The 11619-nt window shown below is 59.5% G+C and carries 6 protein-coding genes; 4 read left to right on the plus strand and 2 right to left on the minus strand.

Annotation, left to right across the window (positions count from 1 at the left end):
* Positions 1-27 precede the first annotated feature (27 nt).
* Both HS122_12670 and HS122_12675 read right to left on the minus strand, forming a co-directional pair.
* Positions 28-2214: a hypothetical protein gene (locus tag HS122_12670; GenBank protein MBE7539252.1), complete on the minus strand. Its 2187-nt coding sequence runs from the start codon at positions 2212-2214 to the stop codon at positions 28-30.
* A 91-nt stretch (positions 2215-2305) separates the two neighbouring features.
* Positions 2306-3724, minus strand: coding sequence for a sulfatase (locus HS122_12675; protein ID MBE7539253.1), 1419 nt, complete (start codon positions 3722-3724; stop codon positions 2306-2308).
* Positions 3725-4054: 330 nt separating this feature from the next.
* Between HS122_12675 and HS122_12680 the strand changes: the two genes are divergently transcribed.
* From HS122_12680 to HS122_12695, 4 genes are all read left to right on the plus strand, one after another.
* Entirely contained in the window at positions 4055-6370 is a 2316-nt protein-coding gene (locus HS122_12680) for a TonB-dependent receptor plug domain-containing protein (GenBank protein MBE7539254.1), read from the plus strand.
* 265 nt (positions 6371-6635) lie between these two features.
* Positions 6636-8966, plus strand: coding sequence for a TonB-dependent receptor plug domain-containing protein (locus HS122_12685; protein MBE7539255.1), 2331 nt, complete (start codon positions 6636-6638; stop codon positions 8964-8966).
* An 11-nt stretch (positions 8967-8977) separates the two neighbouring features.
* Positions 8978-10429 (plus strand): sulfatase-like hydrolase/transferase, encoded by a 1452-nt coding sequence (locus HS122_12690; GenBank protein ID MBE7539256.1) that lies wholly within the window; start codon positions 8978-8980, stop codon positions 10427-10429.
* Between the two features lie 61 nt (positions 10430-10490).
* The gene (locus HS122_12695) at positions 10491-11618 is read left to right on the plus strand and encodes a lactonase family protein (protein ID MBE7539257.1); all 1128 of its coding nucleotides are present in this window, start codon (positions 10491-10493) and stop codon (positions 11616-11618) included.
* Position 11619 lies beyond the last annotated feature (1 nt).

Raw genomic sequence — 11619 nt, forward strand, 5'->3', positions numbered from 1 at the left:
CGGCGGCGAAGGCGAGGGGATCGGAAGTCAGCGGATTTCGACGAGTGTGTGGCCATACGCGTGGATCGGGATGTCGAGCTCCAGCTGGCGATCCGCTTTGATGACGGTGGCGCCGGCGACTTGATAGCTGCGGTTTGGGTCGAGACCAAAGCGGGCGGGATCAAAGGTGATGCGACGTGTCTCCGGCCGGTCTGTTAGATTGAAGCAATTGAGAACCGCGGCGGAACGGTCGGGATGGCGGTGGACATGCGTGCGCTCGTCGATGCCGTAGAATGTGCCGGCGGCGAAGAATGACTTGAGGCGCATGTAGGTGGACATCGCTTCATGGTGCATCTTTGCGATGGCGGGATCGTGGTGGGTGCCGCCAATGCCGAGGTGGCGTACAGTGGACGCATTCCACCAGAACATCAGGCCTTCCCTGGTGTCCTTGCGGAGGTCAATGTGCAGGTAGAGCGGGATGGAGTAGGCGAGATTGTAGTAGTAGAGGGCGATGGAATGGCCGCCTACGAGGTCGCGCATCGGTTCCCACATGAGCTCGTAGGCCCAGACGGTGTCGTAACCGCCTTCGCCATATCCGAAGTAGGTTGGGACATAGCGCAGGCGCGTGCCACCGAGCATCTGGTCATGCATCTCGATCTGCAGGTCGGGGTATTTTGCGTGAACCCGCCGCGTGATTTCATTGAGCGCGGCGACGTGTTCCTGTCTGCGCGCTGGGATGGGATGGCCGTGCGCCGGGTCGCGGCATTCGCCGTGATACATCGAGCCATCGAACATGAAGTACCTCGCTCCGCCGTCGGCGAGTTCCAGGAGACGGCGGACGGTCTCATCGCGATACAGCCGGGAGGCCGCGCAGAGGGAGCCGTCGAGGCGCTTGCCCTCGTGATTCAATCGCATCGCCTCGAGCGGGTAGCTGAAGGGATTGCACCAGCCGCTCAACGGCGTGTGCAGCGAAAGACTCAATCCATATTCCCGCTTGAGCATGGCTGAGAATTCGGCGATCGGGCCCAGTCTCGCCTCGTCCCAGATCTTTGATGCGAAGTTGGTGTCCCAGCCTGGGTCGAGATAAAGGGCTTCGCAGCCGATGGCGCGCGCCTTGGCGGCCTCGGCTTTCATGTCCGCAAGTGTGTAGTACTTTGCGCGATTCTCCGGCAGATCCTGCTGCGCCAGGCCCATCCAATAAAGGGAGTTGTCGTAAAGCTCGTTCCAGTGAACGGGCGCATTAAAACCTTTGGGGCAGCCCATGCCGCGGCTTTCCATCTCGGAGCGGTAGGTGTAGAAGCCTTCGTTCAATCCTCCTTCGAACGCGGTCAGGCGGGTCACACCGTACGTATAGGACTGGCCAGGCTGGAGCCACGCACCGTGCTCAGGATCTCCACGGTAGATCGCGAAGCCGCCCCAACGCAGGCCGAGCCGGTTCTTTTCGAGGGGGACTTGGTCGAGAACCGACCACTCCATTCCCTTCTGGCTGTACTTGGAAATGACGAAACCGTGGTTGCCGTCGTAGATGCACCAGCCCTCGGAGGCATATTGCGGGAAATTGATCTTCGGAATACCCTGGGCGTAGGCGTACGTGGTCACCACTTTCGGCGAAGGCGGTATGCCATCCGTGCTAGACTTGCGGGGCAGCGTGCGATAGCCTTCGCGCGAACGCAGCGTCGAAGTGCGCAATTGCGTGAGCACCTGCGTGAGCGAGTAGTCGGCGCGCTGTCGGTTGCCGCCGGTCGGTTCACGAACAAAGGGGATGGCCGCAAAGCGATACGTGGCGAGTCCTCCTTCTGCATGGGAGCCCTGCATTGGCACCGGGAGAACAAAGCCGGCGCGGCCGTTGGGCAGTGCAACCGCGAACGAGTTCCGGTTGGTCAGGGTGATCTCCTCCTCGAGCCATGGTTTCCCGGCCGGCAGGGTGAGCTTCTGGACGAAGCCGAGGCCGCCGCGCATTTCGCCAGTGACGGTGACACCGTTCTCGGCCGACGTAATTTTTGGCGCCGCCGCCAGGGGAAAGGGAAAAGCGTAATTGCCCGCCGCCAGTTCGATCTTTGTCTGCCGGTGATGAATCCGGCACTCGAGATTGTTGTCGGTGGCCTTGAGGGTAAGCTCGAACGCCTCATTCCTGATGGTCCCGGCCATGACGACAGAGACGGATGTGCAGAGGATTGCGGCGAGCACCCGTTTGCGGCGGGTGACCGACAAATCCAGTTTCTCAGCGAAGATCATGAGAAGTTCGTTCTTTTGAGGTTGGGAATGGTTCAATTGTTTTCCTCGGATTGCAGTTGAAGCGGCGATGGCTTTTGCCACCCATGGCGGATCAGCGAATTATCAAGTCGCGATCGCTTGCGTCCATTTCGTCCTGCCAGACTTTGAGCCGGGCCTTGAGGTCACTCACAATCTCCGGGTGCTCATAGTACAGATTGCGTCGCTCCCCGAGATCCGTCTCGAGGTTGAAAAGCAGGTCCATGGAGTTCCCATCGTTCAGGTATTTCCACTTGCCCTTCCGGGCGGCCCACTGCTTGCGATTGGAACGATCGATGCGCCAGAAGAACGTGCGCTCCGATTCCGGCGCCTTTCCGCTCAGCATAGGCAGGATATCCATGCCGTCAGGGTGATAGTCCGCCGGCAGTCTGACCCCCGCTGCGGCCAGGAACGTGGCGGTCAGATCCATGGTGATGCCCATCTGATGGATTGTGCGGCCCGCGGGCAGGACCTCCGGCCAGCGCAGGACGCAGGGCACGCGGATGCCGCCTTCCCACAAGGTTGCCTTGTGGTGAAACAGCGGCCGGTTGTCTGAAAGGCGCTCGCCGCCATTGTCGCTGCTGAGCACCACGAGGGTATTCCTAGCGAGTCCCTGGCGCTCGAGTTCGGCGAGGATCATGCCCACACCGAGATCGACTCGTTCCAACATCGCGGCATAGTCGGCGCGCGTGCCATGGTACATGCTTTGCCGGGTCACCATCGGCGTGTCGGGGTGGTCCGGCGCCTGCCAGGGCGCGTGCTGCGCCAGATGCGGCACATAGAGGAAGAACGGCTCCCGTGCGTGTTTTCGAATGAAGTCAGTCGCCCGCTCATTGATCATGTCGGTCACGTAGCGACCGGGGCGGTGCACGATTTCCATGCCATCGCGAAGTTCGTAGGTCCCGTCGTAGTAGGCATGGCGGTAATAGTCAGCATGCCCAAGCAACGTGCCGAAATATTCGTCGAAACCAAAGTTCAGGGGGTTGTATTTGTCCTTGTAGCCAAGGTGCCACTTGCCAAAGCAAGCGGTGGCGTATCCGGCGGTCTTCAGCAAACGCGCGATGCTGGGGGCGGTCGGGGGAAGGCCCAGGGCGTTCATGTCCGGCTCCTTCACCCAGGCGCCGTTCACCTTCCTCACCTGCTCCCCGGCAAAGCCCATGGCGAATTCCATCCCCGTCCGCTGTTGCCAGCGTCCGGTGATGAATGCGCAGCGGGTGGGGGTGCAAACCGGCGCGTTCGCGTAGAAGTTGTCCAACTTGACGCCCTCGCGGGCAATGCGGTCGATATTGGGTGTCCGGATGTCAGTGGCCCCGTAGCAGCCCAGGTCGGCGTAGCCCATGTCATCGATCAGGATGAAAACGATGTTGGGGCGCTGCGTCTTCGCAGCGCCGAGCGAGGAAGCGAGGCCGAGCGCGATGGCAAGGGCGACTGCTCCAGTGATTGCGCGAGCGTGGAGTCGACTCGCTGCCGTGAATCCAGCGGGGAAGTGGATCATTGGGAATGGGAATGTTGGAATGGCAGGTGTGCGAGGGAAGTGACAGCAGGCGCTGGTAGCCGCTGGCCGCTCGTCAACAGCAAGACTCGCCAGCGATCCCGGGCGTTTACGGTCGACGACCCTTTGGGCCGGCTTTCCCAGGCAGTGTCAGTACAAACGTCGCCATTCCCAATTGGGTCGGCCAAACGGTGTAAAACCCGGCAATGCAGTTTCCCACGTAAACGCCGCGGCGGATTCAAGCGTCTGCAAGTTGGCGCAGTTTTGCTCGCCGCGATGCCGGTGATGCGACGTTGCGCACAATGCCCAGCATTCGAATTGAGGATCCAATAAATGACACCCCATCATGTTCAGCGATTCGCTCCCAGTTGGTCCATAAACCAGGCTGGATTCCGCAATCTCATGGCAGCGGCGGCGCTTGTCGCCACCACCTTGGACATAGCCGCGCAGGCGACCGTTACCAAGTCCCTCCCCCAGGATTCATCCCCCGCCGACGATGAGGTCATCAGTTTGTCGCCCTTCTCGGTCAATGCATCCGATGACGTTGGATATGGCTCGACAACCACGGGATCGAGCAGCCGCCTCAAGCAGGCCTACATCGACACGCCACAGGTCACCTCAGTCGTGACCAGCGAGTTGATGAAGGATGCCGGACTCTATGATTCGTCAACGGCGATCACTTTTGTTCCCAACGTCTCGACGTGGCGCACCTCGGATCTCCAATCCTTCAATATTCGTGGCATCGGTACAAACACCCTCTACATGGACGGATTTTTCGGCCATGCCCTCCTGTTCATCGACACCGCGTTCACAGATCGGGTCGAAGTCGTGAAAGGGCCGAGTACAACCGCGTTTGGCCGAGGCGATCCGGCCGGTTTCATCAACTATGTCTCAAAGCGTCCGCAATTCAGGGAGGGCACTCGGGCGAGTGCCATGGCGGGCACCGGAGGCCCCCGGGACACTTTCCGCTTCACCGTCGATCGCAACGGCCTTCTTGGCGACAAGGGGACCACCGCCTATCGTTTTGTCGGCCTCTATACGCGGGGCAGTGGTACACGGGATGGCAGCGAGTTCGACCGAAAGGGAGCGCTCCTCTCGGTGGATCACCGGTTCAAGGACAGAGGTGAGCTTCAATTCACAAGCAACTACTTCGTCAACAACTCCGCGGGTACGGTCGGCAACCTCAGTTTCAGCGATGCGACGCTCCAGCGCGCATTCCGGTCGACCATAGTGGGTGGTCCGGTTGTCCCCTTCCTCGGGGTTGATGACACGTTCAACTACGATGGCACGGGATTCAAATCGGACTACGTTGGGGCGACTGTGGTGCTGAACTACAAGCTGGGTGAAAAGTGGAACACCCGGCAGGCCTTCAACTATGCCGAGTCCACACTCTACGGAATCGGCTCCGCAGGGAATGTGGCATCGGTCCGGAGCGGGCCGAACGGTCTGCTGGTCACGCTTCCGGCGAACCTGAACGACAAATACAACCGCGGCTGGTCCTATCAGGCGGACTTTCTCTACGAGACCACGGGGAAATTCCTAAACAGCAAATACAGTCTGCTCTTCGGCGGCGACGCATCGGACGGCGCGTCATTCAGTTCGGCGCAGGCTGCGACGGGAGTGGGCACACAGCTCCTCCTTGCCTTCAACCCGCACGTACCGCTGAATTTTCCCTCTCCCACGCGGTCGATCGGCTCACAGACCAGTGGACTTACCTGGAGCCCGTACGTGCAGGTTCAGGACTCGCTGTTCGATGGAAGACTCCAGATCACGGCCGCGGTGCGCTACATCTATTTTGACCAGGAGGGCCTCACCCTCGCCACCGGCGCCGTATCGCCCATCAAGTATCGCTCACCCCTGCTGCCCACCTACTCAATCCTCTACAAGCCGGTCCGCTGGCTGTCGGTCTATGCATTGAAATCCAAGTATCAGAACCGTCCGAGTTTCCGACCGCAGTACACAGGGGTGGGTGGCGCGCAGATTCCACCCGGCGACCCGAGGCTCGGACTCACCATCACGACCCAGCCCACCACCGAGCTGACCGAGTTCGGAATCAAGGGTTCGATCTTCAAGGAGAAGATCAATTTCAGCCTGGCATACTTCGAAGTGGACAACACCGGTGTCGGTCGCTTTGCCACACTTCCGGATCCCGTCCTGGGTTCGGTCATTTACAACTTTGCCAGCCAGGATGTCGTGAAGGGATGGGAGATCGAGATCTTCGGACAGCCGACCAGGAATATCACGCTCATGCTCGGAGCCGGATTTCTGGACAGCCATGCCAATGTGCCTGTGGCGGGCGGCCAGATCTTCGACCTCGCCTATCCGAACAATCCCAACACGGTGCACGGCAACATCAAGTACTCGTTCGGCCCGAAGGCCCGCGAGGGCTTTTCGATGGTGGCGGGCGCCAAGTCGATCCTGTCGGGCTGGAGCGCCAACGTGAACAGTGTGGGGTCCTTGGGAAATCTGCCATATCCCAAGACAGTGACGCTGGCCAACTTCGGCTTGGAATATGGTTTTCGCGGTGGCAGGGACTCAATCAGTCTGCGAGTAAGCAACGCATTTCACCGTCATGCAGTGGTGGCGGGTTCCTATGTTGGTGCGGCTCAGGGGCGCCAGGTGTTTCTCAGTTACGACAAGCAGTTCTAATTGATGGAAGCGGTCCGGGCAGCGGCCGGAGACACCGCCCCGGAGCTTCCTTCTCCATGGTGCAGTGAGGTTCGTTCGACATGGATTCGCATGCGAGAATGGCGTCCGTCAGAAAAATGCAGTTCAAGGAAAATGAACGGCACCGTAAACGCTCCTCGGTCTTCGTTGGTCACAAAATCAGATCCGCTTCCCTATCTCCGTATGGCAGCGGGTTCTTTTCCGGTAACCATGGCACCTCTCACAAACCCAAGCTTTGATGTTTACGATGAATAAATCAGCTCCATCGCGTCGCGCAACGTTGGCGAACTCCAGGATACTGCGGAGTTTGCGGCTGGCTGGAATTGCCGGCGCGCTCAGCCCCCTGCTCCTGGCGCAGGCACCCGCTTCAAGACAGACCGAGGACGCCAGCACCACCGATCGCGATCAGGAGACAATCAGCCTGTCTCCATTTTCTGTGACTGCCTCCAACGACGTCGGCTACGGCGCGGGCACTGAAGGCTCCAGCGGCAGATTGCGAATCCCGTACCTGGATTCTGCGCAGACAAGCACGATCGTGACCAGCGAGCTCATGGAGGATTTTGGCCTGTCCGATTCCGCCCAGGCCATGCTCTTCATCCCGAATGCGGAGGTGAATCGGACGCAGGATGTCCAGACCTTCAACATTCGCGGCCTCAACACCACGGGCCTCTACATGGACGGCTTCTTTGCGCACAGCCTGACGTTCATCGACACCGCGTTCTTTGACCGCATCGAGGTCGTCAAGGGACCCAGTTCGGTCGGGTTCGGACGGGGTGATCCGGCCGGATTCATCAACTTTGTCTCAAAGCGCCCCCAATACAATCGGCGCACCCTGCTCACCCTTTCCGCCGGAACAGGCGGTCCCAGACCCAACTATCGCGCGGTTCTTGACCACAATGGCTTCTTCGGGAAGAGCCAAAAAACCGCTTATCGTTTTGTGGCGCAATATGGAGGGGGAAGCACCACCCGGGTTGGCAGCGAATTTGAGCGAAGGGGAGCGCTCCTTGCGGTGGACCACAAATTTGGCGACGCGGGCGATTTGTCGGTCACCGCCCACTACTTCCAGAACAATTCCGGATATGCCGTGGGAAACCTGAGTTTCAGCGACCCCACCTTGCAATATGCTTTTCGCTCCACGATCACCGTCGACCAGAAGGTGCCGGTGCACAGTGTCGACACTACATTCAATTTCGCCGGTACGGGAACCGAGGCCGACTATGCGCTCCTCTCGGGCATCCTGAACCTGAGGCTTGGCAGGCACTGGAACATCCGCCAGGCCGCGAAGTATTCGGAATCGCAGAATACCTCACAAGGCACCGCGGGGAATGTTTCCTCGGTGCGGCGCAGGGCTTCCGACGGACAACTTATCTTCACCCAGAGCGCGGCAAGGCACTTTGCGAGCAGCAAGAGTCTCTCCTACCAGCTCGACATGCTCTTTGAACAGTCGAGCAAGTTTCTCGACAGCAATTACAGCCTGCTGTTTGGAGGAGACATCAGCTACGACCGGAATGTCGGACAATCCCAGGCGGCGGTCGCGAACGGGTATCAGACCCAGTTGTACCTGGCGTTCAATCCAAACACGCCGATCACTTTTCCAACCATTCCCCTGTCGCAAACAGGATCGCACACCGACGGCATCAACTGGAGCCCCTATGTCCAGGCTCAGGCAAACTTTCTGGACAAGAAATTCCAGGCGACGGCCGCGGCCAGATATGTCTACCAGGATGTTGATTCGGTGAGCAATGTGACCGGCAGGGTTACACCCATCAAAAACCGGACGCCGCTTCTCCCCATGGCTTCGCTGCTCTACAAGCCGACGAAGAACATTTCGCTCTATGCACTCTGGTCGAAGTTCGAGCAGCAGCAAACGGTGGTGACGACCTACGTCATTCCTGGAGGGGGGCAGCTTCCCATCACCGATCCGCGTTCGCAGTTGATCAGCATTCGAAAGCCCACCACTGAGTTGAAGGAACTTGGAATCAAGACAATGCTCTTTGACGGAAAACTCACCTTGTCGGGCGCAATCTACCGGACGGAGAACAGCGGAGTGGGGCGCCTCGCCCTGCTGCCGGATCCCACCTACGGCTCGGTGCAGTACAACTTCACCAGCGTGGACGTGCTCAAAGGTTATGAAGTTCAGATTGCGGGGCGGGTGACGAATCATCTCACGATCATGCTCGGTGGGGGAATCCAGAAAACCGAAGCCCAGGTGCCGGCCCCTCCGAGTGGCGATATCGTCAATCTTCCCTATCCCGGAAATGCCGACAATGTCTCCGTGAACATCAAGTATTCCTTTGAGTCCAAACCGCGCAGAGGCCTGACCCTGATTGCAGGCGCCAAGAGTTTCCTGAAGGGATGGAGCGCAAATGCCAACAACGTGCCGGCTCTGAAAGATCTTCCCTATCCGGATACCGTGACCGTCGCCACCCTTTCTGCAAGATACGGATTTCGCGACGGGCGCGACAGTCTGACGCTCAGGGTCAACAATGCCTTCCACAAGGAAGCAGTCGTTGCCGGGGGCTACCTCGCGGCTGTGAGCGGACGCCTTTTCACACTTGAATACACCAAGGAGTTCTGACCGGAGGGACGATGCGCCTGATATCCTGTCTCCCTCTTGTCTCCCTGCTGGCCGTCGCGATGACTGCATGGTCTCCCGCGGCGGCCGGAGCCGCGTCGCGGCCAAACGTGGTCTTGATCGTGAGCGACGACATGGGCTATGCGGATCTGCCTGGCTTCGGAATGAACATGGGAATACCGATGCCCCAGATGGACCGACTTCGCACCGGTGGAGTCTCCTTCACCAACGCCTACGCTTCCGCACCCATCTGCGTTGTTTCACGCATGGGAATGTACACCGGCCGCAATCAAGCCCGCTGGGGCGTGTATGAGAACGTTTACGACGGCAATCCCGCCTACATAAAGTTCCAGCGGGAGAAGACCATCGCCAGCTATTTCAAGGAGGCGGGCTATGCGACGTCGCTCGTTGGCAAATGGCATTTGTCGGGCAATGGAAACATCTTGGATCAGCCGCCAGACTTTCTTCCGGATGCCAAGGGATTCGATGAAATCACGATCATCCCCGGTGGCATGTCGAGCTATCAGCCGGGCACGCTACTCTACCGCAAGGGTGGTTCTTTCATTCCTGCGCCGGAGCATCTGACAGATTATTTCGGGCACCTGGCGGCGGACTTCATACAAAGAAAGAAGGACGAGCCCTTCTTCCTTCTGCTCGCGTTCAACGCCGTGCACGCGCCGCTGCATGCCTTGGAAAAGGACATCGAGGAATTCGGCAGCCTGAAGGGTTATGACAGTGGCACCTATGTGCCGGAGCTCGCGGTGGCGAATCGCAACGTCCGCCGGGACCGGGAGGTATACAGCGGCATGATGCGCGCTTTCGACCGGAACATCGGTCGGGTGCTGGATGCCTTGAGTCAGGCGGGAGTGTCGGGTGAAACACTGGTTGTCTATGTCAACGACAATGGAGGACCCGCGCTGGATACTCCGGTCCATTCCTACAATGAGGCCTCAAACCTGCCCTATCGTGGAGGCAAGTTTGACTGCCTTGAGGGAGGAATCCGCGTGCCCATGGTGATCAGCTGGCCGGGGCACATTCCCACCTCCCGAAGATATGGAACGTTCACCGGACTGACCAGCAGCCTCGACATACTCCCAACGGTGCTCGCGGCATGCGGTATCTCGGCACCCAAGGACAGGCCTCTGGACGGCACCAATCTCATCCCGTTTCTCAATCAAACGCCCGTCAGCGACCCGCACAATTCACTGTGCTGGCAGGGATTCTTCCTGGATGAGAAAAACACCGGGCAGGCCGCGATCCGTCAGGGGAAATGGAAGCTCCACCAGTACGCATCCGTTGTGGCCGGGCCGCGCCTTGAGGACTGGGCGCTTTACGATCTCACGGCCGATCCCGGCGAAAAGAGAGACCTTTCAAGAGATCATCCGGGCAAGGTGAAGGAACTGGACGACGATTGGAGAAAGTGGAAGGCGGAGATGCAGCCGCTCGCCCTTGCCAAATCCAAATGAGGCGGACTCACGCGGGGCGTTCTGTGCCGGGCTTCCAGCCAGCGATGAGCGCATCGATCTCATGCAAAGCGCGCACATCTTCGTTTTTGCTTTCCTTCTCCTCAGCGGGCGTTCCCTGAGCCTGGCCAGTCCGCTGGTTTTCGTCACCTCCTTTGGTCCGGGCGCCAAGGGAGCCATCCATGCCTGCCATCTCGATGCGACGGCAGGCGTGCTGGAAGCTGGCCGCCAGGTCGCCCAGCTTCCCAATCCCTACTACCTTGCGCTCTCTCCAGATCGTCGGTTCCTCTATTCCATTTGCGCCGACAACTTCGGCAGCAAGGAGGAAGAAGCAATTGAAGCCTTCCGCATCACGGACAGCGAAGGCAGCCTGCAACCGCTCAACCGACGTTCCACCCGGGGCTCCGCCTCCTGTTTCCTTTGGATCGAGCCCACCGGCCAGACGATGCTCGTCGCCAACTATGCAAGCAGCAGCATCGCTTCTCTGCCCGTGCATGCCGACGGTTCGCTCGGGGAAATCGTTTCTTTCCATCGACATGTCGGCAAGGTGTTCGACCCCGTGCGACAGGGAATGCCTCATCCTCACGCCATCATCCCCAGCCCGGACAACCGCTTCGCCCTGGTGCCAGATCTGGGCCTCGACCGGATCGCGGTCTACACCCTGGACGTCGCTTCTTCAAAGCTCACCCCCCATGAACCGCCTTTTGTCGAAGCCCCTCAACGCTCCGGCCCCCGCCACCTCGTGTTCCATCCGAACGGTCACTGGCTGTATGTCATCAATGAAATCGCGAACTCCGTCACGCGCTACGACTACCATGCCGCACGAGGAACGCTGACCCGCCGTGAAACCATTTCCACGCTTCCCGCCGGCTACGACGGGCGAAGCAACTGCGCCGATTTGAGGATCACGCCTGACGGTCGTTTTCTGTATGCATCCAACCGCACACACGACAGCATTGCGTGCTACACCATCGCTGCGGACGGCGTGCTGAGCCTGATTGAGATCCGTCCGAGCTTGGGAGGGATGCCGCAGGATCTGTGCATCACTCCGGACGGGCGGCTGCTGCTCTGCGCCAACATGCGCGGCGACAATGTCGCTGCGTTTCGCATCGACGCGCACAGCGGGCGGTTGGAGCCGGCCGGCGAGCCGCTTCCCGTGCATAAACCCTCGTGCATTTTGTTGCTGCCTTGAT

The sequence above is a fragment of the Opitutaceae bacterium genome (assembly GCA_015075305.1).
In the GTDB taxonomy this organism is placed as follows: Bacteria; Verrucomicrobiota; Verrucomicrobiia; order Opitutales; family Opitutaceae; genus UBA6669.

What these genes read in the sequence shown, in the direction of transcription:
- HS122_12670 (MBE7539252.1), bottom strand. Translation starts at nt 2,214, where the DNA reads ATGATCTTCGCTGAGAAACTGGATTTGTCGGTCACCCGCCGCAAACGG.
- HS122_12675 (MBE7539253.1), bottom strand. Translation starts at nt 3,724, where the DNA reads ATGATCCACTTCCCCGCTGGATTCACGGCAGCGAGTCGACTCCACGCT.
- HS122_12680 (MBE7539254.1), top strand. Translation starts at nt 4,055, where the DNA reads ATGACACCCCATCATGTTCAGCGATTCGCTCCCAGTTGGTCCATAAAC.
- HS122_12685 (MBE7539255.1), top strand. Translation starts at nt 6,636, where the DNA reads ATGAATAAATCAGCTCCATCGCGTCGCGCAACGTTGGCGAACTCCAGG.
- HS122_12690 (MBE7539256.1), top strand. Translation starts at nt 8,978, where the DNA reads ATGCGCCTGATATCCTGTCTCCCTCTTGTCTCCCTGCTGGCCGTCGCG.
- HS122_12695 (MBE7539257.1), top strand. Translation starts at nt 10,491, where the DNA reads ATGCAAAGCGCGCACATCTTCGTTTTTGCTTTCCTTCTCCTCAGCGGG.